This window comes from Gemmatimonas sp. (genome assembly GCF_044344655.1).
Taxonomy (GTDB): Bacteria; Gemmatimonadota; Gemmatimonadetes; order Gemmatimonadales; family Gemmatimonadaceae; genus Gemmatimonas.
In genome coordinates this window covers 38209-65174 of record NZ_JBIJCN010000007.1, presented here as the reverse complement: position 1 = coordinate 65174, position 26966 = coordinate 38209, and the positions used below count along the sequence as shown (strand labels likewise).

The following is a 26966-nucleotide window of genomic DNA, read 5'->3' as shown; positions in this document are numbered from 1 at the left end:
CATGGCGCGTGCTCCCGGAGCACGCTTAATTGCCCTGCAGCCGAGCCAACCGGCTCGCTGCCATGCTACCGTACGGCCTGCCGCACGATCCGACATGGCACCCGCCACACAGCGAAGTCGACGGTCCACCCCGGAGCGCCGGCCGTAGCGTCGGCCTCCGGTCCCCGGAACATAGTCGGTTCCGGACCCAACACCACTCCGAACCAGCGCCCCGAGATGCCGCTGCACTTCCAGCCGTCCCCGAACATCGCCCGATTGAAGGAGTCCGCGACGCTCGCCGTGGCCGCCAAGGCCCGGGCGCTCAAGGCGCAGGGGATCCCGGTCATCGATCTCGGTGCGGGGGAGCCCGACTTCGACACGCCGGCGTTCATTCGCGACGCCGCGGCGGCGGCCATCGAGGCGGGCGCCACCCGGTACACCAACACGGAGGGGATCCTGCCGCTGCGCGAGGCGATCGCCGCCGACGCTAACCGGGTCCAGGTGCAGGGGGTGCCGGTCACGCCCGCCGAGGTGGTGGTTTCGAACGGCTCGAAGCAATCGCTGTACAACGCGGTGGTGTGCTGTTTCGGCCCCGGCGACGACGTGCTCATCCCCATCCCGTCGTGGACGAGCTACTTCGAGATGGTCGAACTGGCGCGCGCCAACGCCGTGCCGGTGCTCGGTGATGCCGCCAACTCGCTCAAGGTGACGGCTGACATGCTCGAGGCGGCGGCCACGCCTGCCACGAAGGGACTGATGCTCAACTCGCCGAGCAACCCCACCGGCGCCGTATACTCACGGGACGAACTCGCGGCCATTCTCGCGCTGGCATCGGCCAAGGGGTGGTGGGTGATCGCCGATGAGATCTACATGCGCATCGCCTACGAGGAGCGCGCGCAGTCGGTGCTGGAGATCGCGCCGTCGCGCGACAACCTGATTGTGATCAACGGCGTGGCCAAGGCCTACGCCATGACCGGCTGGCGTATCGGCTGGTCGATCGCTCCGGTGGCCGTGTCCAAGGCGATGACCAACTTCCAGGGACACACCACGTCGAACGCCGCCGCCGTGTCGCAACACGCGGCGCTCGCCGCCATCGCGCAGCACGAGCGCGCGAACGTGGAAGTCGAGGCGATGGTGGCCGCCTTCCGAAAGCGCCGCGATGCGGTGGTGGCGGCCCTGTCGGCATTCCCGTCGGTGCAGTACGTGCATCCGGCCGGCGCGTTCTACATCTATGTGAACGTGGAGGGCTTCCGCGGTGCCGCTGATCCCGGCGCCGCGTTCGCGGCCGCTGTGCTCGAGGAGTACCAGGTGGCGATCGTCCCCGGGAGCGCCTTCGGGACACCCAACTGGATCCGTGCGAGCTACGCCACCACCGAATCGATTGCCGTGGAAGGACTCACGCGCATCGCCACGTGCCTCACCGCCTGACCCGGAGCATTGTCGTCATGATCACCTCCATCGTGCTGGTGCAGGCTGACCCCAAGGGCATCCCCGAGTGCGCGAGCGCGCTGGCCGGCATCCCCGGCGTGGCCGAAGTGTACAGTGTCTCGGGCGCGTGGGACCTCGTGGTCATCGTGCGCGTCCCCGATCTTGAGCAAATCGCCACGGTCGTCACGCAGACCTTCGCGCGTGTGCCCGGCATTCAGCGCACCCAGACGCTCACGGCATTCCGCACCTACAGCAAGGGCGACATGGAGCAGGCGTGGGACATCGGCGTGGAATGATGCGCGCGTCGCGCCGTCGGCTCACCCCTGACAGCGCGTGCGCTCGTAGCTGAAACGCTCGAGCCACGCATCGCCCTCGTACTGGTAGCCGTAGGTCACCAGCGCCCCCTGCGCGATCCGCTCCCCGAGACCGAAATACAGCTCGGCCTTGCCATCATGGTCCGTGTCGAGCGCGCCGAGGAACCGGCGACGGGGGGCCACGCGGCTCGCACTCACGTCGGTGAAGGTGAGCGACGGCTTGTAGCCGTACACGCCCTTGTCGAGCACCACGATCAGCTGGCGCGGACGTTCCGCGATCCGCGTGGCCGAATCCGGCAGTTCGGTCGGGTCCTCGTAGGTGACCACGATCGTGGGACGCGCCGTCGCGTTGGTGGCGACCACCGACACCGAGCGCGTGTACCTCGCCATCTGCGACAGCGCGACCCCGGCCGCAGGCGCCACGAGGGTATTCACCACGGTCAGGACATCCTGCAGTTCGCCACGGGCGATCGCGCGTGACGTGGAGCGCAGCGGTGTTGACCCGCTGGTGAGCAGGTGCACCCCGTCGGGCACGTCGATCGCGATGGCCGGCACGGGCACGCGGCAGCCGGGCAGGGTGTCGAGTGGCGCGCCTTCCCACATGCCGCGCGCGATCGGCACCGGGGCCAGCGGATCACTGCCTCGGTAGGGCACCACGCTGTTGCCGGAATGGAGCAGGCGTACGTCGAGCGCGCGCCATCCGCGTGGCGTCATCCCGAGCGGGCGCAGGCCGCGGGCCCCCACCGTACCAATGGGGACAGCGCGCACGCCCTTGTCGTCGCGTACCACGCGGAGCAGCAGCGTTGGATTGGCGGCGAGCAGCGTGCTGTCCGCCTGCCATCCGAGGTCCACCACTGGTGGATTGAGCGCGGACTGCACCCGATCGCAGCTGCTCAGCGTGGTGGCGGCCACCAGGGCGATCGCGGGGCCCATGCGGGCACACTGTCGGAGCCGTCCGAGAAAATGGATCACGCTCGCAGTTTCGGCCGATAGCGGCCGGAAGTTCAATGGGGATCCGTTTCCCTTGCTGTTGTGTCCGCCCTCGCGGCGAGCTAGCCTGTCCTCGTGCCCTCCTCCTCGTCGATCCCTGCCGCGGTCGCCGCGACCGGTACCTCGCTCCCGCCCGCTCCGGTCACGCTTCAGGCCGCGCTCCGGGCGCTCAGGCCGCTGCTGGGGCCGGTGTCGGTGGCCGCGACCACGGAGGGTACGCCGCTCGAGCGGCTGGTCATGCGCGCCGACCTGCCGGTGGTGGCATCGTGTGTGCCGGTGGAGGCAGCGGGGCCGGTCACGGTGTCGGTCGCCGAGGCGCCGCTGGTCGCCGCCTTTCTGGACGGGGTGCAGCGCAGTCGCATCGTGGCGCATGTGGAGGGCACGCCGCTGGTGTGGGGCGCGGTGGCGGCGGCCGTGCGTGAGCGCGAGGCGCGGCAGCTCCGCACCTGGCGGCGTCCCGTCGTTCAGCGGCTGCTGCTGGCGTCGCGCGCCGCGCTTGGTGACGCGGCGTGGCAACAGCTGCGCGACGACGGCGTGCCGCTGGTGGACATCACCGACGCGGACGTCGCGCCTGGTGACGCGGCGCTGCATCCGCACGCTCTGCGCAGTCGGGCGCTCGATGCGGTGGCCCTCGAGCGCGAGCAGCTCGAACGCCAGCTCGCGGCGGAGTGGTGCGCCGGAGAAACGCGCTGGCTCTGGATCGATGGCGGGGTGTCGGGCAATCTCGCGTTGACGGCGCAGGCGCCGGTCTTCGGCGTGGTCAAGTCGCACACCACCCTGTACGGTGATGCCGCCGCCGTGCGCACGGTTCTCGCGCTGCGTGAAGGAGAACGTTCGCCGGCATTCCTCGTGGGGCACCGCCCGCGACGCGCCGTGGCGAGTTGGTACCTGCGCGTGCGGGCACCCGCCCATGGGGATCCGCTCTTCGGACTCGTGCGGGTCGAGGTGGTGTCACCGCCCGCGTTGCTCGATGATGCCGATCATCCCGATGGGCGGCGCGCGATCACCGCGCTCTGCAACCTGCTGTCTTCCGCGATCCTGCTCGAACGTGCCCCGGTTTCGCTCCCCGATGCCCGCTGGGACACGCTCACGTACGGCGTGCATGCCGTCGAAACCTATTTGCAGTCCCTGGTGGGTCCGTGACTCAATCGCATATCGCGCCGCAGCCGGTCGCCGGCCCGCCGGTGGGACGGGTGGTCGCCACCGAGCGCCGTCCCAATACCCCGCACGAATTTCATTTCTGGACGGCACTCGATGCCCCGATCGGCATCGGCACGATCGTGCGGGTGGAGGGGCGCACCCCGGTCGAGGCGGTCATTCCACACGTGTACGGTGTGGTGATGGAGGGCTTCAGCTACTCCGATCTGCAGTCGCCGTTGCACGAGGTGTTGGGGTACGATGGGCAGCCGGCGGGGGAGATCCCGGTACCCACCGACCGCACCGAAGTCCGGCTCTATACGGCGCAGGTCCTGCGCCACATTCCCGAAGAGCCGCTGCAGCCGGTGCCCATGGGCGCCGTGTATCTCGCCAACGACGATGACGTGGCGATGGCACTCCGCATGGATGGCTACATCCGCGGTGCGCACGCCACCGGCATTCCTATCGGCGTGTACCGGGCCGGTGGCCTGCGATCGCCCGTGTATCTCGATGCGGATTTCCTCGTGGGGCCGGAAGCCGCGCATCTCAATATCTCCGGCGTGTCGGGACTGGCCACCAAGACCAGCGCGATCGAGTGGCTGCTGCAGTCGTTGTTCACGCACTTTCCCGCACATCGCGGCAGCGTGGCGGCGGTCTGCTTCAACGTGAAGGGGCCCGATCTTTGCTTCCTCGATCAGCCGGGGCGCCTCGACGACGCCGACCGGGCGATCTACGACCTGCTGGACGTGCCCGCCGCGCCCTTCGAGCAGGTGCGTTACTTCGCCCCCTATACGCCGCGCGGATACGCCCTCAACACGCTCCGCTCGCACCCCGATCTCGCACACACCGTGACACCGCTCACGTGGGGGCTCGGCGAGGTGTTGCAGTTCGCTGAAGTGCTGCTCAACAAGGATGACGTGGACGCCAAGGCCGATGCGCTCATCGACTTCATCCGCGAACGCGTGGTGGGCAAGAGCTTCGAGGACCCGGGATTCACGCGCACGCACCGCGTGCAGTCGTTCGCGGATCTCGACGCCTGGTTCCGGGAGGTGTTGCGGAAGCTCGAAGAGTCCAACGGCGATACGTGGCGTACGCACCACGCGGCCACCATTCGCAAGGTACGCAACCGGCTCTCCAACCTCTCCACCCGTTGCGCCGGCCTCGTGACTGACGACGGGCTGGCCTCCGATCTCCCCTTCGGGAGCTTCGAGGACCGCACGGTGTACGTGGTGGATATCGCCAACGTGGAGGAAGACGCGCAGGACCTCGTCTTCGCCCGCGTGGTCTCCAAGCTGCGCGAGCACCTCGAGCGGCGGGACCTCGGCGTGGACCATGTCGTCGTGTTCGTAGACGAGCTCAACAAGTACGCCCCGCACGACGGGGCCGATACCTACGTGCGCAAGATGCTGCTCGACATCGCTGAGCGCGGGCGCTATCTCGGACTAGTGCTGTTCGGTGCCGAGCAGTTCCGCTCGCAGGTGCACCGCCGGGTGGTGGGGAACGCCGGTACCACGGTGTACGGGCGCATGGACGCGGATGAGCTTGCTACACCGGGGTACCAAGTGCTCAGTCCGGCGGTGAAGGCACGCCTCGCGACGCTCGATAAGGGGCAGCTCATGGTGCGGCATCCGCACTTTGCGCAGCCGGTGTTCGTGCGATTCCCGCGCCCCGCGGTCATGACGGGACGCGAAGGGGTGGAGCGCTTTCCGCAGGCCCCCGAACCGACCGCTGCGCAGGCCGTCACGCGCGACCTCCGTCAGCTCGACGACAGCATCGAGTTGGGCTGGGTGCAGCAAACCATTCTCCTGTACGACGAGCACGTGGTATTGGCGGCGCGTCACGCGGTGCTGCGTCTTCGCCCCGACAACGTGAAGGCCGCGTTCCAACGTGAGCTGCAGCGGCGTGCCGTTCCCACGGCCACCGCGGTGGAGGCGGTGACGCCGCGTCCGCGCGCGCTGCGCCCCTTCGCGTCTGACGAATACGGCGGCTGATGTTCGGGGTCCGCGCCCGCTCGATCCCGCCCGGAACGCCGCGTGCGTTGGCGCTGGCCGTGTGGTGCGCGCCACTGGTGACCACGTGGCCGTCGCCGCTGGTGGCTCAACCACGTGCACACGTGACTGCGCCGCAGGGCGCGGTACTGAACGGCCAGCGGCGCGGTGACGCCGTGCTGCTGCTGGTGCGGCCGCGCGTGGGCGACACGCTGCGGCTGCAGGTGGAACAGACCGTGGCCATCCGTGGGCGTCGCGTGGATGGCGAGCGCTCCAGCGTCCCCCCGCTGCTGGCGGACACGCGGGGGGGCACCCCTGCGCCGGCGTACGGTCCGCGCGCCGACCGCACCAACACGCGCGTCACGCGGGTGCAGCTGTTTGCCCATTCGCTGGTGGAGGCAAGCGATCTCTCGTCCAGTACGTTGCTGGCCACCACGGATTCGATCGTCATGTGGACTGGCATGGCCCGCGAAACGCCGCGTCCCGTCCGCATACCTCTGGGCGATGAGGCCCGGCAGGTGCGCGTTGCCGTGCTCCCCAACGGGGCCATGCGGATGAGCGATCCGCCGCCGTCGGCTATCCCGCTGGGCGTCACGCTCGCCTCCATGCCGGGACTGCTCCCTGAGGAGCCGGTGACGGTGGGCCGTACGTGGCAGCGCGACATGACGCTGCCCTCATTGCCGGTCAATGCCTACCGTGTGGATGGCGTGGTACAGGTGCGCCTGCGCCTCGATTCGCTCTCCCGCGGGGGGCGTCAGGCCTGGATGTCCCTCACGGGCGTGCTGCGTCGCGACGGGGCCGCACGCGAGCTCCCGGCGGGCACCCGGCTCGTGAGCGCCGGTACCATCCGTGGGACGCTCACGGTGGATCGCACCCGGGCGTGGATCACCGACGCACGCACCGTCATGGAGCTGCAGTCGGAGGTGGCGTCCGGGCCGACCGGGAGCGGACGCCCGATGCGGCTCGAGGTCCGCATCGTCCAACGCATGCGCGTTCGCTGAACCGGCCGTTCGCCGGGGCGCCTGCCGATTAGCTTTGGGCATGCGTCTCGTCCACCTCGCCGACCTGCACCTCGGTTTCCGTCAATATCAGCGCCTCACGCCCGGTGGGATCAACCAGCGTGAAGCCGACGTGGCGGCCACCGCCCAGCGCGCAGCGGCGCAGATCGTGGACCTCGCTCCCGACTTGATCGTGATTGGCGGCGACATCTTTCACACGGTGCGCCCCTCCAATCCCGCTATCCTGCACGCCTATCGGGTGTTCATGCAGCTGCGCGATCGGCTGCCCGAGACGCCCATCGTCATGGTGGCGGGCAATCATGACGCACCACGCACCGCCGAAACCGGGTGCATTCTCCGGCTCTTTCGCGAGATCGGCGTGTTCGTCGCCGACGCGAAGGCTGAGCTGTTTACCTTTGCGGATCGCTCACTCGCCGTGCTCGCCGTGCCCGACGTGCCGGGTATCGAACGCCCGCCGCTCGTACCGCCCGCCGGCTACACGCATCGCGTGCTGCTGCTGCACGGCGAGATCGCCGGCATGCTCCCGGCCCACGCCGCCTCGGCCGATCGCGCGGCGATCGAGATTCAGCCTGCGGAGCTGCACGCCGATCAGTGGAGCTACGTGGCGCTCGGTCACTACCACGTGTATCGCGAAGTCGCGCCGCGCGCCTACTACAGCGGCTCGCTCGATTACACGAGCAGCAATCCGTGGGGCGAGCTGCACGAAGAGCGCGAGCGGAAGATCCCGGGCAAGGGGTTCGTGGAACACGACCTCGTGAGCGGTGCGCACCGCTTTCATCCGGTCGCCCCGTCGCGCCCCCTGCTCGACCTCGAGCCGATCGACGCCAGCGGCATGAGCGCGCCGGATCTCGACCGGGCGATCCGCGCCCGCGTGGAGACCGCCCCCGGCGGCATCGACGATCGCGTGATCCGCGTGACGGTGCACCACGTGGCGCGCCACGTGGTGCGCGAGCTCGATCACGCCGCCCTGCGCGAATACCGCAAGCGCGCCATGCACTTCCATCTCGATACGCGACGTCCGGAGCCGATCCCGCGGCGAAGCGGGGCGGGTGGCGGCGGCGGCGCCCGCCGCGCCACGCTCCCGGAAATCGTGACGGAGCGGCTGCGCGAACGCGCGATCCCCGCCGACGTTGAGCGTGAGCAGTTCGTCGCGCTTGGCCTGCGCTATCTGCAGCAGGCCGAAGACGCCGCGATGGCCGCGCTGCCCGTGCTGGAGGGCTGACATGCGACTCCTTTCGCTGCGGCTCCAGAATTTCCGACAGCACGCCGACACACGGATCACTTTCGATCGCGGGCTGACAGGCATCATCGGCCCCAACGGGTCTGGCAAGTCCACCCTGCTCGAGGCGATCGCCTGGGCGCTTTACGGCAACCCCGCCGCTCGCGGCACGCGTGACGGCATTCGTTTCACCCGGGCCGCGCCACGCGCCGCCGTCAAGGTGGAGCTGGCCTTCGAACTGGCCCGACATCGGTATCGGGTGGTCCGCGGGCTCACCAATGCCGAAGTGTTTCTCGACGACGGTGACACGCCGATCGCGAACACCATCACCGGGGCCACCGAACTCCTGCAGCGCCGCGTGGGGATGACGCGCGCCGAGTTCTTTCACACCTACTTCACGGGGCAGAAGGAACTCGATGTGATGGCCGCGCTCGGCCCGGCCGAGCGCGCCCGGTTTCTTTCGCGCGTCCTCGGGTATGATCGCCTCAGCGGGGCCCAGGAGCTCACCCGCGAGCGCCGCCGCGCGCTGCTCGCCGAGATCAATGGGCTCAAGCAGGGGATGCCCGACCCGGATGCCATCTGGCGTGCGGTGTCCGATGCGGAAGCGCGGGTGGCCGTGGCAAAAACGCGGGCGGCGGAAGCCGAGGTGGCGCAGCAGACGGCGGCCGAGAAGCTCGCGGGCATTACACCGCGCTGGCAGGATGCCCAGGCGCAACGTGAACGGCGCCAACAGCTCGTCTCGGAGCTGCGGGTGGCGGAAAGCGAAGCGGCGAGCTTCGCGCGGGATGTGGAGCGGCTCGATCGCGAACTCGATGCCGTCGCCCAGGCCCACGCGGAGCTGGTCCCGCTGCGCGACCAGATCGCCGTGCGGCACACCGTGCGCGCTGACCTGGCCGCGCAGGAGCAGCTGGCCATCGCGGATGCGCGCCGTCAGGCGCTCATGGAGCGCGTGAAGGCCTACGCCGAGGAAGAGGCCAAGCTGACCGAGCGTGCGGCGCGGCTCGATACGGCGCCGACCCTCGAGAAGGAGACCACCGGCCAACTCGCCACGTTGCGCCAGAGCCTCGCGGAATCGGAGCGCACGCTCGACCAGGAGCGCACCGCGTGGGCACGGGACCGTCAGGAGGCCGAGACGCGTCTCGACGCCCTGCGGGTTCAGTACACCGAGCTCACGCAGCAGCGCGAGACGCTCGAGGGACTGGGGGAGGAGAGCCCGTGTCCCACCTGCGGACGCCCGCTTGGGGCAAACGTGCGTACGGTGCTCGAGCAGCTCAGTGAGCAGATCGAAACGGTGCGCGTGGACGGCAACTACTACCGGCAACGGGCCGAGCAGCTGGCGCAGGCCCCGGCGGTGATCGAGACGCTCGAGGAGACCCGCCGCGGTACCCAGCAGGAGGTCGCAGCGGCAGAGCGTCGGTTGGCGCGCATTCAGGCTGCGCTGGCGGAAGTGGTGCAGGTGACCGACCAGCGCACGCAGCTGGCGGCGCGCCTCGAAGACACCACGGTGGCCCTCGCAGCCATCCCTACCGGGTACGACGCAGCCGCACACGCGGCGCTGCGCGATGGCGTGGCGCAGCTCGTGGAGCTCGAAACGCGTGTGGCCCGCGTAAGCGGGCTCGTGGATCGCGAACTCGCCACCCGCACCGAGCGCACCCGCGTGCTGGGGGCGCGTGACGACGCCCGTGCGCGCATGATGGCGCTCGAGGAACAGTGCGCCGCGCTCGGCATGGACGACGGCGCCTATGTCACTGTGCGAGAGGCGTACGAGGCCCTGTCCGGCGAGGCGCGCCGGGCGGAGCTCGAGGCGGTGTCGGCGAGCGGCGAGGCGGAGCGCGCGCGGGCCGCGCTGGAAAGTGCCGAGCAGGGTCGTCGGGAGCTGGCGCGCCTGCAGGGCCGCCTCGAAACGCTCGAAACCGAGAAGCGGCTGCACGATGAGCTCGACCGCGCGCTCACCGACATTCGCACCGATCTCAACTTCCAGCTGCGTCCCGAGCTCGCGGAGATCGCCAGCCGCTTCCTCGACGATCTCACCGACGGGCGATATACGCAGCTCGAGTTCGACGAGGAATATCGGCTGCAGGTGCTCGAAGACGGGCTGCCCAAGCCCGTGATTTCCGGCGGTGAGGAAGACCTCTGCAACCTCGTGCTGCGCCTGGCGATTTCACAGATGATCGCCGAGCGGGCCGGGCAAGCCTTCTCGCTGCTGATTCTCGACGAGGTGTTTGGCTCGCTCGACGAAACCCGCCGCGCGAACGTGGTGGAACTGCTGCGGCGGCTGAATGACCGGTTCGAGCAGGTGATTGTGATCACCCACATCGAGCAGGTCCGTGAAGGGCTCGATCGGCTGTTGCTGGTGCGCTTCGACGAAACGACCGGCTGCAGTGTCGTGACCAGCGGGACGTCGATGCTGGCCGAGGACGACGCGGCGAGCGACGCGGCGAGCGACGCGGCGAACAACGCGGCGTTCGAGGCGGCGGATCCGGCCGCCGATGCGCTTTCGCTCACCGGAGCCTGAGGCGATGACCGTCACGTCGCGACCGTTTCGCCGTGCGCGCCCGGTGGAGGGTCCGTTCGTGGCGACCGTGGGCGACATCGTGCAGCTCAACGAGGTGTTTACGGAGGCGTTCACGGAGCGCTACCGGAAGGACGGCATGACGGGGGTGCGCGTGCCGCCGCTGCATCCGTCCATCTGGCAGTACGCGATCGAGGATGCCGGAGACGGCGCCCTGTACTGGCGTGACGAGCGTGCGCGCATCGTGGCGTTCAACATGGTGCATCACTCCGGCACCGAAGGGTGGATGGGTCCGCTGTGCGTGCGCCCGGACCAACAGGGGATGGGGCTGGGGAAGGTGATCGTGCAGGCGGGGCTGCGCTGGCTGCGCCTGCAGCACGCCAAGGTGATTGGGCTCGAGACGATGCCGCGCACGATGGACAACATCGGCTTCTATTCGAACCTCGGCTTCGTGCCGGGACCGCTCACCGTTACGCTCACGCTCGACGCTGCCTCGGGCGACCGTCCGCCCCGCACCTTGGCGGCGCTGCCCCAAGACGAGAAGCGGACGATGATCGCCTCGTGCCTGGCGCTCACCACGCGCGTGGCGCCGGGTTACGACTTCACGCGTGAACTCGAACTCACCGACCGCCTCGCGCTGGGCGACACGATCCTGCTTGAGCGGGACGGCAGCCTCGTGGGGTTCGCGCTCTGCCACATCACGCCGTTGGTGGAGGGGCGCTCACGCGACGAGTTGCGGGTGCTCAAGCTCGTGCTGGCGCATCGCGCCGATCTGCCCCGGATGCTGGGGGCGCTCACCACCTGCGCACACCGATCGGGCGCGCGGCGGTTGGCGGTGCGTCTACAGGGTGACTACCCCGACGCGTATCGAACGCTGGTGTCGCTCGGTGCCCGCGTGCGGTGGACCGATTTGCGCATGTGTGCGCACGGCTGGAGCGAGGTGGCCCCCGTGGAGGGGATGGTGCTCTCCAACTGGGAGATCTGACGGGCGCGCCGCCGTTGCCGTTACTTGCGGGTGGGGCCTGATGGCGTGCCGCGCACCACGATGCGCCAGATGATCAGGAAGACACCAGCGGTGAGGAGCAGATGTACCCAGCCGGGCGCGTCGGTGGTGACGGTCAGGCCGCCCCAGACGAGCAGCAACAGGCCACCGAGAATCAGAGTGAGGTCCATGCGCGAAATGTACAACAGGTTCGCATTGCGCGTTCCGTGACACCCTCCTACTATATGCGTCGTTCCCAGAGCCGTTGCGCTGGCGCGGGGCGGAGAGGCTTTACTTCTTGAGCCGATAAGTCCTTGGAAGGGATTCAACACACGAGTAAACGTCATGCCCCAGTGCGGGGAAGGCGGTAGCGCGGTGAGAGTCTTACTTTTTTCTTTGGGCTTCAAGATCACCCTCTTCGTTCCCGTATTGTCGCGGAGCCCCGCCCCTGTGGCGGGGCTTCCGTGTTTCGGGCATATTTCGGGTGCCGACGGAACCATTTCCCTGTCCGGCGGCTTTACCCCCCATGCCAATCGTCACCGTGACGCGCCGTCTCCGCTTCAATGCGGCACACCGCGTCCACAATCCCGCCCTCCCCGACAGCGAGAACACCCGTCTGTTCGGCAAGTGCAACAATCCCAACTGGCACGGCCACAACTACGAGTTGGAAGTGTCGGTCCGGGGACCGGTGGACGAGCGGACGGGCTACGTGATCGACCTGGGGCAGTTGCGCGACGTCGTCGAACGCGAGGTGATCGACCAAACCGATCATCGCAACTTCAACATCGACGTTCCGTATATGCAGGGAATCAACCCGACCACGGAGAATGTGGTTGTGGCCATGTGGAGTGTGCTCGCTCCGGCGATCGCGCCTGCACAGCTGGTTCGCCTGCGCCTCTGGGAAACCGAGAACAACTATGTCGACTACGAAGGGGAGTAAGGACGTGATCCGACCTGTGACCGGGGTGTCGTCGGGCCGAGCGGCCGTCAACGTGGTGGATCCGGACGACTTTGCCGTCGACGGCAACCTCGTCGAATACGAAACGATGGTGCGTCGCCAGCTCGAGCTGATGGGAGAGGATCCCGATCGCGATGGGCTGCTGAAAACGCCGAGTCGTGTGGCGAAGGCGATGATGTGGCTCACGCGCGGCTACAACCAGACGGCGGCCGAGGTCATCGGCGACGCGTTGTTCGACGAGAACCACCACAACATGGTGATGGTGCGTGATATCGAGATGTACTCGATGTGCGAACATCACATGCTGCCGTTCTTTGGCAAGGTGCACATCGCCTACATCCCCAACGGCAAGATCGTGGGGCTGTCCAAGCTGCCGCGCGTGGTGGAAGTGTTCGCCCGCCGGTTGCAGGTGCAGGAGCGGCTTGGTGAGCAGATCGCCGACGCGCTCGAGGAGACGCTCCAGCCCAAGGGCGTGGGCGTCGTCATCGAAGCCGTGCATCTCTGCATGATGATGCGGGGCGTGGAGAAGCAGAGCTCGCGGACGATCACGTCGTCGATGCGCGGGCTCTTCCGCGATGACGCCAAGACGCGCAGTGAGTTCCTGCGCCTCGCCCACGCGCCCACGCAATACTGACGGGCCACGGTCCTCCATGTCGCTGAGCGGACAGACGGCTCTCGTGACAGGCGCCTCGCGCGGCATCGGCCGCGCGACGGCACGCGCCCTCGCCATGGCGGGGGCGCGCGTGTTTCTGCTGGCGCGTACGCGTGCCGATCTCGAAACGGCCGCCGCCGAGTGTGGGGGGCTGGCCAGCGCCCACGTGTGTGACGTGACCGACGCCGCGGCGCTGCAGGCGCTGCTCGGCGAAGTCGTGGCGACCGCCGGCGGGGCGATCGACATCCTCGTCAACAACGCCGGCGTGTTTCCGCTGGCCCCCGTGCTGGACACCACGCCCGACTCCTTCGAACGCACGTTGGCGGCCAATCTGAGTGCCCCATTCCGGGTGTTGCACGGCGTGCTCCCCGGCATGCGCGCGCGCGGCCGTGGGCACGTGGTGACGATCGGCTCCGTGGCCGACCGCCGCATCTTCGGCGGCAACGGCGCCTACTCCGCCAGCAAGTTCGGCGCACGCGCGCTGCACGAAGTGCTGCGTGAGGAATGTGCCAGGACCGGCGTGCGCACCACACTCGTATCGCCGGCCGCCACGGACACGCCGATCTGGGACCCGGTCGACCCCGATAACACCCCGGGCTTCCCGCCCCGCGCCAGCATGCTGCGCGCCGAGGACGTGGCCGACGCCGTGCTCTGGGCCGTGACGCGCCCCCCGCACGTGAACGTGGACGAATTGCGGATCAGTCGGGCGTAACGGCCCGGCACGGCAACATGCGGATGCCGCGGGCACGCGCGGATCGATATCGCGTGCCTTCCCTACGCTGCGGCAGCACGTCACTCTTCAGGCATGCTCCGCGATTTGCTCGACTCGCTGCGTTGCCCGCGGGCCCATGAGGAAGCATGGCTGGTGGCCATGGTCCATCGTGCAGACGGGCCCTATCTCATCGAAGCGGATCTCGCCTGTCCCAGCTGCGGCGCCGAGTTCGTGGTCGCCGGTGGTGTCGCGCAATTCGACACGGTCACCGTGCTCGAACAGGCGACGTCCCCGGATGCGATGCGGGTCGCCGCGCTGCTGCACATCACGGACGGCGCGTTCCCAGTCCTGCTCGCCGGTGTGTATGCCGCGGCTGGCGCCAGACTCGCTGATGTGGTGTCGGGGCCGCAGGTGTGGGTGAATGCCCCGCGTGATGCCGCGGTGCCAGCCGCGGCGTACAGTGCCATTGAAGTGACGGGTCGTGTGCCGCTCGGTGTGGAGACGCTGGCCGGGGCGGCCATCGATGCGGCGCACGCGGCGCCCGACATGCTCGACAGCATCGTGCGCGCCGTGCGGACGGGCGGGCGCATCATGGCGCCGGTCGACACGCCGGTGCCGGCGGGCGTGAAGGAACTCGCGCGCGACGCGCACGAGTGGGTCGCAGAAGTGACAACGCGCGCCAGCGGGCTCGTAGAGCTCCGCCGACGCGCGCCGGACGCGGTGGGCTGACCGAAGTCAGTCAGCGCCCACGTACAGTTCGTCGATCTGTGCCTTGTACGTTTGGTCGATCACGCGGCGCTTCACCTTGAGGGTCGGCGTGAGCTCGCCACGCTCGATGCTGAAGTCATGTTCGATCAGCTTCACCTTCTTGGGCATTTCGAAGCTGGCGAGCCCCTTGAGCTGCTCCTTGACTTCCTTCTCGATCTTGGCCTGGACCGTCGGCATCGCCATCAGTTCGGCGCGCGACGTCCATACGATCTGCTTGTGCGCGGCCCATTTCTCCAGCTGATCCCAGTCGGGCACGATCAGCACGATGGGGAACTTGCGCTTGTCGCCGATCATCACCGCCTGCGAGACATACTTGTTGGTCTTGAGCATGTTCTCGATCGGCTGCGGTGCGATGTTCTTGCCGCCGGCCGTCACGATGATGTCTTTCTTGCGATCGGTGATGCGCAGAAACCCGTCCTCGATCACGCCGATGTCGCCGGTGAGGAACCAGCCGTCGCTCGTGATGGCGTCGGCGGTGGCCTGCGCGTTGTTGTAGTAGCCGCGCATCACGTGCGGTCCGCGCGTGAGAATCTCACCGTCCGCTGCAATCCGCACTTCCACGCCGGCGATCGGCTTACCCACACTGCCGAGGCGATAGTCCTTGAGGTTGTTGGCCGAGATGACGGGTGAGGTCTCGGTGAGCCCGTATCCCTCGAGGATGATGAGCCCCGCCGAGTAGAAGAACTTGGCGATTTCGGGTGAGAGCGGTGCGCCGCCGGAGATGAAGTAGCGGATGTTGCCGCCCGTGCGTTCGCGCAGCTTCGAGAACACCAGCTTGTCGGCAATGCGGTACTGCAGGCCAAGCAGGCCGCCCGGTTGGCGCCCGGCCAGTGTTGCCGTCGCCCAGCGGTCACCCACACCCTTGGCCCAGAAGAAGATCTGCGTTTTGAGGCCGCCCGAGGAGAGCGCATTGTCGAGCACGCGCGCATAGATCTTCTCGTACAGGCGCGGCACGCTCATCATGAGCGACGGCTTCACTTCGCTCATGTTGACCGGGACCGTATCCACCGACTCGGCGTAGGCGATCCGTACCCCGTTGGCAAAGAGGAAGTAGTCGCCGGTGCGCTCGAAGATGTGGCTCAGGGGCAGGAAGCTGAGCGCGGTGTCGGCGGTGGTCACCGGCATCGTATTCTTCGTGGCCTGCACATTGGAGTACAGGTTGTCCTGCGTGAGCATCACGCCCTTGGGATTGCCCGTGGTGCCCGATGTGTAGATCAGCGTGACAAGCTGCTCGGGCAATACCTCGAGTGCCGCCTGCTTGAACGTGGTTGCACGCTCCGGCGAATCGTCCTGGGCGCCGAGCGCCTCGAGTTCGGCGAGGGTGAGATCACAGCCGTCGGCCTTGGTGGCCGCGAACCCGATGATCCACTGCAACGCGGGCGCCTCGGCGCGCACCTGCGCCACCTTGCGCGCCTGCTCGGGGGTGGACACGAAGATCGCGCGTGCGCCCGAGTTGTTCAGGATGTACGGGATCTGCTCGCCGGGGAGCGTGGGATAGATCGGGACGTCGGTGACAGAGCTCAGCAGGCATGCGTAGTCTGCGATCAGCCACTCCGGGCGATTTTCCGACAGCAGCCCCACCCGATCCTGCGCCACGATGCCAAGACGCGCGAGGCCCAGTGCGGTCCGTCGCACGCGTTCGAGGATGGTGCGATGGCTGGTGGGCTCCCAGACGCCGTCCACCTTGTACATCAGGGCGTCGGCGCGATCGAACCGCTCGACGGCATCGAAGAAGAGCGCGTTGATGGTTCCCGGCGCGAGACGCGGGCCGCCAACGACCGACGTGAGCGGTGACGGGATACCCACGAGGGTGTTGCTGAGGGACGGAACGGCTGAGGACGGCAGCGAAGTCATCGCCTTCTCCAACGTGTCTGATCTGGGGCAGGGGCGCGTCGGAGGACGCACGCTACCTGAACCCCGGGGTAGGCACCGGAAACTTGGTGGCGGGGCACGACGCGCGCGAGTGCGTTGACTTCCCCACGCCGTGCCGCCGGCCTGTTCTCACCCCGTGGAATGCGCGGGTGGATCAGGGCGGGTGGATCAGGGCGGTGTTAGTTGCTTCCGCCGGTCGCTGGCCGCACCACGGGCGCCGCGAGGCGAATGGGGGCGCCCGGGACGGGCCGCCCCTTGTAGAGCACCGTGGCCTGCACCACCACGGTATCAGTCACGCGGCTCGTGCCTTGTGCCGCGGGAAAGAGCGCGGCCCGCACGCGCACCCGACGCGCGGCCTGACCGCTCGAGTTGGTGGTATCGAGCGTGGAGGCCCGCTGCTGGTCGTCCACGAGATAGACGGCGGCGGCGGTATCGTTGGGCAGATTGGCCGGCCGGAGGATTTGAAAGCGTACCAACCAGCCCTGAACGCCCGTCAGCTCCGCGCCGGTGCGGTTGCGCACGATCACCGACAGATCGCCGGTGGTGTTGGACTGCGCGCGCGCTTTCCCGGTGTCGGGCTGGATGGTCACGAGCGCCGCGGGGACGCCGCCCGCGGAGGCGGTGTCGGGGCGGATGGTCGCGGTGAGGGGGCGCAGGACCTGCAACGACGCCCCGATCCGCGCGGCGATGCGCCCTTCGGTGAGTGTCTTGCGGGCCACGATGAAGCCGCTCGCCGAGTCCACGCGGAAGGCGGAATCGCGATTGAAGTCGGCATACAGAAACCGCGCGGGGGCACCGACGATCTCCGCGCCGGCGGAGTTGCGCACGATGGCGCGGATGGGGACCGCCTTGCCGAGTTCGTCGCGCATGGTGTCGCCCACGACCACGCTGGGGTAGGCAAACGGGGGCAGCTCGATCGCGGCGGGCACGTCGGGGGCGGTGCCGACTTCCGCACACGCGGTGCCCGTCACCACCGCGACGAGGGTCCCAAGCATGAGGCGGGCGCCGCGGGCACGTGCTGCGGCGCGGTGCGTGTGGCTCGGCGTCACGTGAAGCGTTCGGCGAGACGCGTCGCGATGTTCACATACGCCTGACTGGCCGGATCGGCAGGCGCGCGCAGCACCACCGGCTGGCCGGCGGCGAACGCGTCGGCCGTGGCCGGCGTGCGTGGCACCGGCACGTCGAACACCAGATGCTGCGGCAGGTGCCGACGGACGTAGTGCACCACCCGCTCCGTCGCCGGGTTCCCTTCCTCGTACATCGTGAGCAGGATGCCCTCGAGGGTGAGCTCCTCATTCTCGCTCACCATATCCTGAATGGCGCGGAGGATCTGCGGCGTCGTCTGCAGCGCGAGCGGTTCACATTGGAGTGGCACCACCACATGCTGGCTGGCGGCGAGCACGCGTCGCGTGACGGCACCGAGACCTGGCGGAGTGTCGACCAGCACCACGTGACAGCGTTCGCGCGCCATGGCCAGCAGATCGCCGAGCACGGTGGTTTCGCCCACGGCCTTCTGGAAGTCCGAATGATCGGCGGCGTCGCTCACGCTGCCGGCGAGAATCACGCGCAGCCACGGCAAGGCGGTGGGCAGGATCACCTCGCGGAGCGCCCGCTCGCCGCGCAGGTAGTCATCGAAGCCCGCGGTGGGATGGCCGCGACGCAGCCCCACGCCGTAGCGCACCGCGCCCTGCGGGTCGACGTCCACGAGGAGCGTCTTCAGCCCGCGCCGTGCGAAGGCGACAGCGAGGTTCACGGCGGTGGTGGTCTTGCCCACGCCGCCCTTCTGGCTCACGATCGAAAGGACGCGTCCCACGTCAGCCCTCGTCCTGCGGCGTGTGTGCGCCGCTGCCGTCATGGGCCGCCGGTGGCACTGCGTCCGGGGGGGTGTTGGACAGGTTCGCGAGTTCGGTCAGCGTACGCTCCGCGTGTGCGCGGAACTTGGCCGACGCGGCATCGGTGGGGCTGGTGGTGCGCAGGAACGCCTCGAGGTGCATGCCGGTGTGCGCGGTGTCGCTGCGCTTGAGCAGCAGGAAGGCGAGCCCGTAGTGCGCGCCGGCGAGATCGGGATCGATCTGCAGCGCACGACGATACGTGCGGATGGCCTCTTCCGGCTGGCCCGTCTTGGAGAACGCGATCGCGATGTTTTGCAGCACCCGCAAATCTTCGGGGTGCTCGCGCAACGCGAGGCGATACGACGTGAGCGCGTTGGCGTAATCGCCACGCGCCTCAAGATCGAGCGCTTCGGCCAGAAAGTCCGGCCGCTTCGAATCACGTCGGGACGAGCCGCCCACGAGGCGGCGCCACCAAGTCATGCGCGCGCGGTGAATCGTGAGGGAAAGGGATGCGGCGAAGCACGAGCCTGATTGTTTCGTCCGCACGGAGCCAACGTCGCAAACCTATCGGCGGGGCGGGTCGCCTACAAGCCGCGGTACCCGGCGGACGTCCCCTGATTGGCGCGTCCACCGGGCCGGGGGTAGACTCAGAGAGCCCTTACCGGAGCCAGCCCATGCCTGCACCGCAGCCGTACGCCCCCGATCCCTCCAAGGGGGTGCTGATGGTCGATTGGCCGCTGTTCGGCGAACTCTCGCGCGCGTTGGCGATTCGGGTCGCGCGCGAGTGGATGCCCGATGTGGTGGTGGGGGTGGCCACCGCCGGCGTGGTGCCGGGGGCGGCGGTGGCGGCCATGCTCGACCTGCCGTTTCACTCGATTCTGATTTCGAGGCGGTATCACGCCGAGTCGGTGCGGGACACGCCGGCGGTCTTCGGCGCCGCTCCTGCCGACGTGCGCGGTCAGCGGGTGCTGCTGGTCGACGAAACCTGCGAGTCCGGCGCCACGCTCCGTCTCGCCGTGGGCGCGATCGTGAACGCGGGGGCCCGTGAGGTGCGCACGGCGGTCAGCATCCGCACCGGAAGCTATGCCCCGGACTACCACGCGTTGGCCACGCAGGCGATGATCGTGCTGCCGTGGGATCGGGAAGTGTTCCTGGACGGCGAACTGCGGCCCAATCCGAAGTACGCGGGGCTGCTGCCGGACCCGTTGCTGTAGCTGTAGCTGTCGCTGTCGCTGTCGCTGTCGCTGTCGCTGTCGCGCCGGCGCCGGCCAGCCAGGGGTCAGACGCTCGCCACGGCCCGGTCGTACGGCATACCACGTTCCATGGCGTCCCACACGTAGCCCATCACCTCGACGGAGCCGAGGAGAAAGCGGGCACGGCTTGGATCGGCCACCGGGTGTCCCACTTCGAGCACGCTGATGGGCGCGTCGGCTAGGCGACCGAAGAAGCCGGCAAAGAGGCCGGTGCTCACGAGACAGCCGCTCGGTCCGTTGGAGCTCTCGCTCCAGTCGCTCGCGTCGAGCGCCAGCACGGCGTCGGTGAGGGGGTGAAGCTGCACGCGCCCCCAGCCGATGTGGCGGAAGAACGCTTCGAGCAGCCACGGGAAGCGTTCGTCGGCGAGTTCGGCGGGGCGCGCCTCACCATGCTCGGCGAGCCACTGCGCGAAGTGGTCGAAGAGCGCCGTTCCGGCAGCGTACCCGGCGTCGCGGATCGCGTCGGCGGGCAGCGCGCCGGCGCTGCCACTCCCGGCGAGGGTGGACTGGCCCAACCCCGCGAAGAACGCGACAGGGAGGGCGACGGTGCGGGGCGATGGCGTGGCTGAGCTCATACCACGGTGACGCTCGCCATCTCGCGCCGTCACGTCAAGCGGTTCCGCGTGGGTCGGGCCTCCGCCGCCATCACGCCCTAGACCGCGCCGGCCCGTACGAGCAGCTCAGCCTCGTCGAGTACCGGCACGCCGAGCTCACGAGCCTTGTCAAGTTTACTGCCGGCCTCGTCGCCGGCCACCACGAACGTGGTCTTCTTCGACACGCTGCTCGTCACGCGCCCACCTGCGCGCTCGATCAGCGCCGTCGCTTCGCCGCGGCTCAGCGTCGGCAGCGTGCCCGTGAGCACGATCGTCGCCCCCGTGAGCGGCCCCTCCGCCTGCACCGCGTGCGGTTCGTCGGTGCGCACCCCGCGCGCGCGCAACCGGTCCAGCAGGGCGCGCGCCGTGGGGTCAGCGAAGTACTCCGCCACGCTCTCGGCGATCGTGTCGCCGATGCCGCGCACCATGCCCAGCTGCTCCGGGCTTGCGGCCCGCATCGCATCGAGGGAGCCGAACTGCCGCGCCAGCAATTGCGCCGCCTGCGCGCCTACGTGGCGAATGCCGAGCGCAAAGAGCAGGCGCGACAACGGCTGCTGTTTCGCCGTCGCGATGGCCGCCACAAGCTGTTCGGCACTCTTCGCACCGAATCGCTCGAGCGCCACCAGCTGCTCCACCGTCACGTCGAACAGGTCAGCGACGTCGTGCACGTAGGCCGCATCCAGCAGTTGCTGAATGCGCGCGTACGACAGGCCATCGATGTCCATCGCTTCCTTGCTCGCGAAGTGCACCAGCCCCTCGAGCTGACGGCCGGGGCACGACACGTTGGTGCAGTAGCTCGCCACGTCGTCGCCGAAACGCACGACCGGGCCGCTGCAACGCGGGCACACCGTGGGGAGCTGCCATGGGACTTCATCGCCCGTGCGCTTCTCCGGGACCGGCCCCAGCACATAGGGAATCACGTCGCCGGCGCGTACCACCTGCACCAGGTCGCCCTCACGCAAGTCTTTCGCCGCGATCTGGTCGGCGTTGTGCAGCGAGGCGTACGTGACCGTCGCACCGCCCACCTCGACGGGATCGAGCACCGCGAACGGCGTGAGCACCCCCGTGCGTCCCACGTTCACGTCGATCTTCAGCAGCGTCGTGACGGCCATGTCGGGCGCGAACTTGCGCGCGACCGCCCAGCGCGGCGTGCGGTCGTTGCGAATCCCCAGCTCGTCCTGCAGCGCCATGTCGTTCACCTTCACCACACCGCCGTCGATCGCGAAGCCGAGCACCGCGCGTGTGTCGTGCTCGATGGTGTGAGCCCAGGCGCTCACCTCCTCGATCGTATGGCAGCGCTGGCGATGCGGCGCCACCGGAATGCCCCAGCCGGCGAGCGTTTCCAGCAAGGCCCACTGCGTGCGCACCGGCGCGCTACCGTCGGGCAGGACCGCCGCGTAGCCGAAGAACCGCAGCGGACGCTGCGCCGTGATGTTGGGGTCCAGCTGACGCATCGAGCCCGCCGCGGCATTGCGCGGGTTCACGTACACCGGTTCGCCCGCCGCCACACGCGCCGCGTTCATCTGCTCGAACCCCGCAAACGGCAGGTACACCTCGCCGCGGATCTCGAGCAGCGGCGGATGCCCCTCGCCCTGCAGTCGCAGCGGCACGCCGCGGATCGTGCGGATATTGAGCGTCACGTCTTCACCCGCAGTGCCGTCGCCGCGCGTGGCCGCGGTCACCAACACGCCGTCACGATAGGTGAGTGCCACCGCCGCCCCGTCGATCTTGAGCTCCACCGTGTAGCCGCTCCGGTGAATCGCGTCACCGACCACCCGCTCGATCGATTGCTCCCACGCCTGGAGCTCAGCCTGGTCGAACGCATTGTCGAGCGACAGCATGCGTACGAGGTGCCGATGCGACTGGAACGCCGACTGTACGGGCGCGCCCACGCGCTGGGTCGGTGAATCGTCCGTCTGCAGGCCGGGGTATTCCCGCTCGAGGCCCTGCAGTTCACGGAACAGGCGATCGTACGTCTGATCCGAGAGCGCGGGGTGATCGAGCACGTAGTACGCGTGCTGCGCGCGGGCGAGCTCATCGCGGAGCTCGGCTGCCCGCGAGGCAATGGCAGAAGGGACGGCAGACATGTCGGGAATTTACCGCTGGCGCGCCGCCTCATGGCAACCGAGCGTGGAGGTGCCCGATTCACCAACGCTAGCGCGCCATGGCGCGGGAGGTGGTATGTACCAGCCAACGCACGACCAGGAGTGGGACGAGGAGATGGAGCAGGACACGCGTCGCATGGATCGCCGGACCCTCGGGCTCGGGATGCTCATCGGCGCCGCGATCGGGGCCGGCGCCGCGCTGCTCCTGGCGCCCGCCAGCGGGGAAGACACCCGCCGTCAGCTCACGCGCGGGGCGCGGCGCCTCTACACGCGCGGCGCCGATGCTGTGGCCGACCTCAGGCACGACACCGATCGCTTGGCGCGCCGTTTAGCCCGCCGTGGTCTCAAGCGCAGTCGCCAAGCAGTGGCCGACGCGCGCGCGGGACTCGCCCGGTAAGCCTCAGCGCAGCGCGCCTCAGCGCAATGCGCCTCAGCGCAGCGCGCCTCAGCGCAATGCGCCTCAGCGCAATGCGCGCAACTCGGCTTCGGCCTGCGCCCGGTAGGTGGCGTCGTTCACGTCGGTCGTCGGACACGCGATCGCGGCGCGATACGCCGCTTTCGCGTCGGCCGTCCGCCCCACGTCGCGGTACACACGCGCCAGATCCAGCCGGTGCACCAGCCGGGATGGTTCGATCTGCACCGCCTGTTCGAGATACCGCACCGCCTCGGTCCAGCTGGCGCTGCCGAACACCTGCCCGCCGAGGAACGCCTTCGCCACCGTACGCGACAGCCCGTTAAGGCGCATCACTTGGGTGTGCCACACGCCCATCACGTGCAGCGCCCCTGGATGACGCGGCGCGAGACGCAGCGCCTCGAGCGCATGCTCGCGCACCGCGATGCCGTACGTCACACGCTCACGCGGCCCGAGGGCCAGTGCCGTCCGGCCAAGCGCGCGGCTCAGGTGAAAGTGCCCCTCCGCATCGCCGGGATTGAGCGCGATCGCCTGCTTCGCGTAGTCGGTCGCGCTGGCATAGAGCGCCTTGCGTTTCGCCTCGTTGCGTTCGAACTCCCCGGCGTCTACCGCCACCATCGCCGCCTGCCACAGGGCCGCGTAGCTGCGCGGTTCCGCCGACGGCGCCGGCTGCGCCCCTGCCGTGCGCCCCGCGGCGGTGCACATCGCCGCACACAGCAGGAGTGCCCACGACGGTACGGTGAACCGCCGAGCGGGCGCCGCGATCCGCGTCAGTGCGTCCCGTGCGGCGGAACGGAAGTCGGTGTAGGTTGGCATGACGTATGGAAGTACGGACACTGATCGAACGGAAGCGGAACGGCGGACGTCTTTCTGCCGGCGAATGGCGCGTGCTGATGAATCAGTATGCGGCGGGCGAGGTGCCCGACTACCAGATGGCCGCCCTGGCGATGGCCATCTTCTTCGTGGGGCTCGATCGCGACGAAATCGGGCAGCTCACCAACGCGATGCTCGAGAGTGGGGCCAGACTCCATCTCGACCACCTCGCCGTGGGCCGGGTGGACAAGCATTCCACCGGTGGGGTGGGTGACAAGGTCTCGCTCGTGCTCGCACCGCTGGTGGCCGCATGCGGCGTGGCCGTCCCCATGATGTCGGGGCGCGGCCTCGGACACACCGGTGGTACCCTCGACAAGCTCGAGGCGATCCCAGGGTTCCGCACCGGGATCTCGATCCAGGAGGCGGAGGCGCTGTTGGTGCGGCACCAATGCGCGATGCTCGGCCAGACGTCGGAGATCGCTCCCGCCGACCGCAAGCTGTACGCGTTGCGCGATGCCACCGCCACCGTGGAAAGCATTCCACTCATCGCGGCCAGCATCATGTCGAAGAAGCTCGCCGAAGGGCTCACCGGGCTGGTCCTCGATGTGAAGCGCGGCTCCGGCGCCTTTCTGCCCGAACTCGATCGTGGCCTCGAGTTGGCGAAGACCATGATCGCCCTCGGTGCCGATCACGGGTGTCCCGTGGTGGCGCTGCTCACCGCCATGGACCGCCCGCTGGGGCGCGCCTGCGGTAACGCCGTTGAGGTCGAGGAGGCCATCATGGCGCTCCGCGGCACCGGCCCCGCCGATCTGATGGCCGTCACCTACGCGCTGGGCGCCGACATGCTGGTGCTGGGGGGCGCCGCCCGCGACCGCGACGACGCTCGCACGCGGATGGAGGAGGCCATCGCCAGCGGCCGCGCGGCCCGCCTGTTCCAGGCGATCATCGAGGCGCAGGGGGGCAACCCCGCGGTCGTGGACGACCCCGGACTGCTTCCCCAGGCCCCCGCGCGCGCGCTGTACCGCGCCCCACGATCCGGGACGATCGCGCAGGTGGAGCCGCGGGCGGTGGGGCGCGGCATCACCGCCCTTGGCGGCGGCCGCACGCGCGTAGAAGACACGGTCCATCCCGCCGTGGGGTTCGTGATCACCGCCCGTCCGGGCGACATCGTTCGGGAAGGTGATCCGCTGGCCACGATCCTGGCGCAGGACCAGAACGGGTTGGACGCGGGACGCGCCGCGCTCGACCTCGCCATTCGGCTGGCCGACGACGTTGACGACGCCGACCCGCCGCTCCCCCTCATCTCCCACCGGGTGACCGGCGCGGGCGTGGAGTGCTGGGACGACGGACGCTGATCGGCCCGGGCGGGGAGCGGAACCGGTGCCCCCCACTCCCTGTTCTCCACCAGACCGTCTAGTTTCGAAGAGTCGGCGGCCCCTCCGGCCGCGCCACGTTCACCGGTGCCTCGGCGCCCCTGTCCGCTTCGCGATGCCTGCGTCCGTCCCCGCATCCACCAACAAGCTCCTCAGCCTCGTGCTCGCGGCTGCCGCGCTGCCGCTGATCGGCCTGTACGGCCTGCTGATGTCCGTCGCCACGCCCAGCCCCACGGGTGGCATGGAGCCCACGGTGACGACCATCTGCTACGTCGCGTTTACCGCGCTCTTTGGTGCGCTCATCACCGTCGTGCTGAATTTCTCGCGCCAGTTGAGCCGTCAGGCCAAGGGGCAGTTCACCACGCCGTGAGTGGCACCCGCTGCGGTGATTGCCCGGTCGTTGGCCTCTGCCAGCGACCGGGTTTTTCATTGTCCCGCGCGCCCGACCGACAGGTGAAGCGCCCGCAGAGGTAGGGTCTCCACGGCAGTTACGTGTCGCCCGTCACAACCAGCCGAACGGCAACCGGAGCATCCGGGCCGAACGGCTCCCGCCTGAGGGTCTACCGATGATGCTCCGCGTCCGCTTCACGTTGCGTTGCACGGCCATCGCACTCGCCGCATCGGCGTGTGCCGGCGATGCGGCCACCACGCCCATCGTGACGCCCCCGGTGACCACGCCCACCACGCCCGTGGTGAACACCGAAGCGATCACCGTGCTGGCGCCCAATGCGTCCCAGGCCGCGATGGTGGGGGTGCCCTTCCGCTATGACGCCAGCAGGGGCGGCGCCGTATTCAGCGATCCGCGGCGCACGGGGCTCACCTACGTGGTCACGTTCGTCGGGAGCAGCAACGGCCTGAGCGCCAGCGGCGGCGAGATTAGCGGCGTGCCGGCGGCGGCGGGTCTTCAGACCGTCACCGTGACCGCGCGCGACACCACCGGGCGCACGGCCTCGCAGTCGTTCACGATCGTGGTGTTCGGCGCCGATCTCACCACCCCCACGCTGCCGGTAGCGTTGGCCGCCTACAGCGATGCGCGCCGGCCCTTGCCGCGGCACTTCGCGCAAAACGCGGCGGGTGGGGCGGGGTCCGCCATCGGCGCCGACAACACGCCCGCGGGCAACGCCATCACCGATGCCGGCGCCACGCTTGGACGTGTGCTCTTCTACGACCGTCGCCTCTCGTCGAACGATCGGGTGTCGTGCTCGTCGTGCCATCAGCAGGCGTTCGCCTTTAGCGATACTGCGCGGCTCAGTCGTGGCTTTCAGGGCGGGCTGACCGGGCGCCACAGCATGGGGCTCGTGAATGCCCGCTTCTACGTGAGCGGTCGCTTTTTCTGGGATGAGCGCGCCGCCACACTCGAACAGCAGGTGCTGCAGCCCATCCAGGACGTGACGGAGATGGGACTCACCCTCGAGCAACTGCAGACCAAGCTGTCGCTCACGCCGTACTATCCCGCGCTCTTCGAGGCCGCGTTCGGGTCGCGCACCATCACGACCGAGCGGGTGGGGCTCGCCCTCGCCCAATTCGTCCGGTCGCTGGTGAGCACCGACGCGAAGTTCGATCGCGCCTTCTCGCCGGCGGGCATCCCGGACTTCGCGGGTACCTTCACGGCTCAGGAGCTGCTCGGGCAGCAGCTCTACAGCGGTCGCGCCGGCTGCGCGCGCTGCCATGGCACCAACGCGCACATCAGTGACGCCGTGCACAACACCGGCCTCGATGCCACCATCACCGACGTCGGGGCAGGGAACGGCCGCTTCAAGGCGCCGTCGCTCCGCAACGTGGAGGTGCGCGCGCCGTACATGCACGACGGGCGCTTCCGCACGCTCGAGCAAGTGGTGGACTTCTACGATCGCGGTGTGCAGGACAACCCGGGGCTCGATCCCCGCCTGCGCGTACCGCCGGGTGGGCCGGGCGGGCCACAAGGCCAGCCGCTGCGCCTCAACCTCACGGCCGAGGAGCGCAATGCGCTGGTGGCGTTCATGAAGACCTTCACCGACGTCACCGTCCTCACCGATCCGCGCTTCGCGAATCCGTTCGCGCGATAGCGCGTCAAAC

Annotated in this window: 26 protein-coding genes; 17 read left to right on the top strand and 9 right to left on the bottom strand. The window is 68.9% G+C overall.

The annotated features are described in order from the left end of the window. Positions 1-255 precede the first annotated feature (255 nt). Together ACIQ51_RS04065 and ACIQ51_RS04060 are read left to right on the top strand one after the other, a co-directional pair. Complete coding sequence (locus ACIQ51_RS04065; RefSeq protein ID WP_396203731.1) at positions 256-1407, top strand: pyridoxal phosphate-dependent aminotransferase; 1152 nt, start codon at positions 256-258, stop codon at positions 1405-1407. Positions 1408-1424: 17 nt separating this feature from the next. Then, complete coding sequence (locus ACIQ51_RS04060) at positions 1425-1703, top strand: Lrp/AsnC family transcriptional regulator (protein ID WP_396203730.1); 279 nt, start codon at positions 1425-1427, stop codon at positions 1701-1703. 21 nt (positions 1704-1724) lie between these two features. On the opposite strand, the gene ACIQ51_RS04055 is transcribed toward ACIQ51_RS04060, so the two are convergent. Next, positions 1725-2693, bottom strand: coding sequence for a hypothetical protein (locus ACIQ51_RS04055; RefSeq protein ID WP_396203729.1), 969 nt, complete (start codon positions 2691-2693; stop codon positions 1725-1727). 93 nt (positions 2694-2786) lie between these two features. Between ACIQ51_RS04055 and ACIQ51_RS04050 the strand changes: the two genes are divergently transcribed. The 6 genes from ACIQ51_RS04050 to ACIQ51_RS04025 all read left to right on the top strand — a co-directional run bounded on the left by ACIQ51_RS04050 (position 2787) and on the right by ACIQ51_RS04025 (position 11571). Then, on the top strand, positions 2787-3854 hold the full coding sequence (locus ACIQ51_RS04050; RefSeq protein ID WP_396203728.1) for a hypothetical protein: 1068 nt from the start codon (positions 2787-2789) through the stop codon (positions 3852-3854). Next, positions 3851-5839, top strand: coding sequence for an ATP-binding protein (locus ACIQ51_RS04045; RefSeq protein WP_396203727.1), 1989 nt, complete (start codon positions 3851-3853; stop codon positions 5837-5839). Before ACIQ51_RS04050 ends, ACIQ51_RS04045 begins: the two co-directional genes overlap by 4 nt. A gap of 122 nt (positions 5840-5961) precedes the next feature. Beyond that, complete coding sequence (locus tag ACIQ51_RS04040; RefSeq protein WP_396203726.1) at positions 5962-6837, top strand: hypothetical protein; 876 nt, start codon at positions 5962-5964, stop codon at positions 6835-6837. A 40-nt stretch (positions 6838-6877) separates the two neighbouring features. Further along, a complete protein-coding gene (locus ACIQ51_RS04035; RefSeq protein ID WP_396203725.1) occupies positions 6878-8077 on the top strand; it encodes an exonuclease SbcCD subunit D in 1200 nt (399 codons plus the stop codon). Position 8078: 1 nt separating this feature from the next. Then, the gene (locus ACIQ51_RS04030; RefSeq protein ID WP_396203724.1) at positions 8079-10589 is read left to right on the top strand and encodes an AAA family ATPase; all 2511 of its coding nucleotides are present in this window, start codon (positions 8079-8081) and stop codon (positions 10587-10589) included. 4 nt (positions 10590-10593) lie between these two features. Next, positions 10594-11571, top strand: a complete 978-nt coding sequence (locus ACIQ51_RS04025; protein ID WP_396203723.1) for a GNAT family N-acetyltransferase — start codon at positions 10594-10596, stop codon at positions 11569-11571. Between the two features lie 20 nt (positions 11572-11591). Here ACIQ51_RS04025 and ACIQ51_RS04020 read toward each other — a convergent pair whose 3' ends face one another. Further along, positions 11592-11759, bottom strand: coding sequence for a hypothetical protein (locus ACIQ51_RS04020; protein ID WP_396203722.1), 168 nt, complete (start codon positions 11757-11759; stop codon positions 11592-11594). A 335-nt stretch (positions 11760-12094) separates the two neighbouring features. Here ACIQ51_RS04020 and ACIQ51_RS04015 point away from each other — a divergent pair, with 335 nt between their 5' ends. The 4 genes from ACIQ51_RS04015 to ACIQ51_RS04000 all read left to right on the top strand — a co-directional run bounded on the left by ACIQ51_RS04015 (position 12095) and on the right by ACIQ51_RS04000 (position 14619). Next, entirely contained in the window at positions 12095-12508 is a 414-nt protein-coding gene (locus ACIQ51_RS04015) for a 6-carboxytetrahydropterin synthase (RefSeq protein WP_396203721.1), read from the top strand. A gap of 106 nt (positions 12509-12614) precedes the next feature. Beyond that, the gene (gene folE, locus ACIQ51_RS04010; protein WP_396203752.1) at positions 12615-13160 is read left to right on the top strand and encodes a GTP cyclohydrolase I FolE; all 546 of its coding nucleotides are present in this window, start codon (positions 12615-12617) and stop codon (positions 13158-13160) included. Between the two features lie 16 nt (positions 13161-13176). Beyond that, a complete protein-coding gene (locus ACIQ51_RS04005) occupies positions 13177-13890 on the top strand; it encodes an SDR family oxidoreductase (protein ID WP_396203720.1) in 714 nt (237 codons plus the stop codon). A 93-nt stretch (positions 13891-13983) separates the two neighbouring features. Next, positions 13984-14619 carry a hypothetical protein gene (locus tag ACIQ51_RS04000; RefSeq protein WP_396203719.1) on the top strand — a complete coding sequence of 212 codons (636 nt, stop codon included), beginning with the start codon at positions 13984-13986 and terminating at the stop codon, positions 14617-14619. A gap of 6 nt (positions 14620-14625) precedes the next feature. On the opposite strand, the gene ACIQ51_RS03995 is transcribed toward ACIQ51_RS04000, so the two are convergent. The 4 genes from ACIQ51_RS03995 to ACIQ51_RS03980 all read right to left on the bottom strand — a co-directional run bounded on the left by ACIQ51_RS03995 (position 14626) and on the right by ACIQ51_RS03980 (position 18842). Continuing rightward, entirely contained in the window at positions 14626-16512 is a 1887-nt protein-coding gene (locus tag ACIQ51_RS03995; RefSeq protein ID WP_396203718.1) for an AMP-dependent synthetase/ligase, read from the bottom strand. Between the two features lie 197 nt (positions 16513-16709). Next, positions 16710-17525: a hypothetical protein gene (locus ACIQ51_RS03990; protein WP_396203717.1), complete on the bottom strand. Its 816-nt coding sequence runs from the start codon at positions 17523-17525 to the stop codon at positions 16710-16712. A 50-nt stretch (positions 17526-17575) separates the two neighbouring features. Further along, positions 17576-18343: a ParA family protein gene (locus ACIQ51_RS03985; RefSeq protein ID WP_396203716.1), complete on the bottom strand. Its 768-nt coding sequence runs from the start codon at positions 18341-18343 to the stop codon at positions 17576-17578. A gap of 1 nt (position 18344) precedes the next feature. Continuing rightward, on the bottom strand, positions 18345-18842 hold the full coding sequence (locus ACIQ51_RS03980) for a tetratricopeptide repeat protein (protein ID WP_396203715.1): 498 nt from the start codon (positions 18840-18842) through the stop codon (positions 18345-18347). Positions 18843-19036: 194 nt separating this feature from the next. Between ACIQ51_RS03980 and ACIQ51_RS03975 the strand changes: the two genes are divergently transcribed. Continuing rightward, a complete protein-coding gene (locus tag ACIQ51_RS03975) occupies positions 19037-19576 on the top strand; it encodes a phosphoribosyltransferase (protein WP_396203714.1) in 540 nt (179 codons plus the stop codon). Between the two features lie 65 nt (positions 19577-19641). On the opposite strand, the gene ACIQ51_RS03970 is transcribed toward ACIQ51_RS03975, so the two are convergent. After that, positions 19642-20190 (bottom strand): hypothetical protein, encoded by a 549-nt coding sequence (locus ACIQ51_RS03970; RefSeq protein WP_396203713.1) that lies wholly within the window; start codon positions 20188-20190, stop codon positions 19642-19644. A 77-nt stretch (positions 20191-20267) separates the two neighbouring features. Continuing rightward, positions 20268-22295 (bottom strand): NAD-dependent DNA ligase LigA, encoded by a 2028-nt coding sequence (ligA, locus tag ACIQ51_RS03965; RefSeq protein ID WP_396203712.1) that lies wholly within the window; start codon positions 22293-22295, stop codon positions 20268-20270. Between the two features lie 94 nt (positions 22296-22389). Here ligA and ACIQ51_RS03960 point away from each other — a divergent pair, with 94 nt between their 5' ends. After that, complete coding sequence (locus ACIQ51_RS03960; protein ID WP_396203711.1) at positions 22390-22710, top strand: YtxH domain-containing protein; 321 nt, start codon at positions 22390-22392, stop codon at positions 22708-22710. Between the two features lie 63 nt (positions 22711-22773). Here the strand turns inward: ACIQ51_RS03960 and ACIQ51_RS03955 are convergent, their stop codons facing one another. Beyond that, the gene (locus ACIQ51_RS03955; RefSeq protein ID WP_396203710.1) at positions 22774-23541 is read right to left on the bottom strand and encodes a hypothetical protein; all 768 of its coding nucleotides are present in this window, start codon (positions 23539-23541) and stop codon (positions 22774-22776) included. A gap of 5 nt (positions 23542-23546) precedes the next feature. Here ACIQ51_RS03955 and ACIQ51_RS03950 point away from each other — a divergent pair, with 5 nt between their 5' ends. From ACIQ51_RS03950 to ACIQ51_RS03940, 3 genes are all read left to right on the top strand, one after another. Continuing rightward, a complete protein-coding gene (locus tag ACIQ51_RS03950) occupies positions 23547-24893 on the top strand; it encodes a thymidine phosphorylase (RefSeq protein WP_396203709.1) in 1347 nt (448 codons plus the stop codon). A 133-nt stretch (positions 24894-25026) separates the two neighbouring features. After that, positions 25027-25281, top strand: a complete 255-nt coding sequence (locus ACIQ51_RS03945) for a hypothetical protein (protein ID WP_396203708.1) — start codon at positions 25027-25029, stop codon at positions 25279-25281. Between the two features lie 196 nt (positions 25282-25477). Next, positions 25478-26956, top strand: a complete 1479-nt coding sequence (locus ACIQ51_RS03940; protein ID WP_396203707.1) for a cytochrome c peroxidase — start codon at positions 25478-25480, stop codon at positions 26954-26956. The last annotated feature ends 10 nt before the right edge of the window (positions 26957-26966 follow it).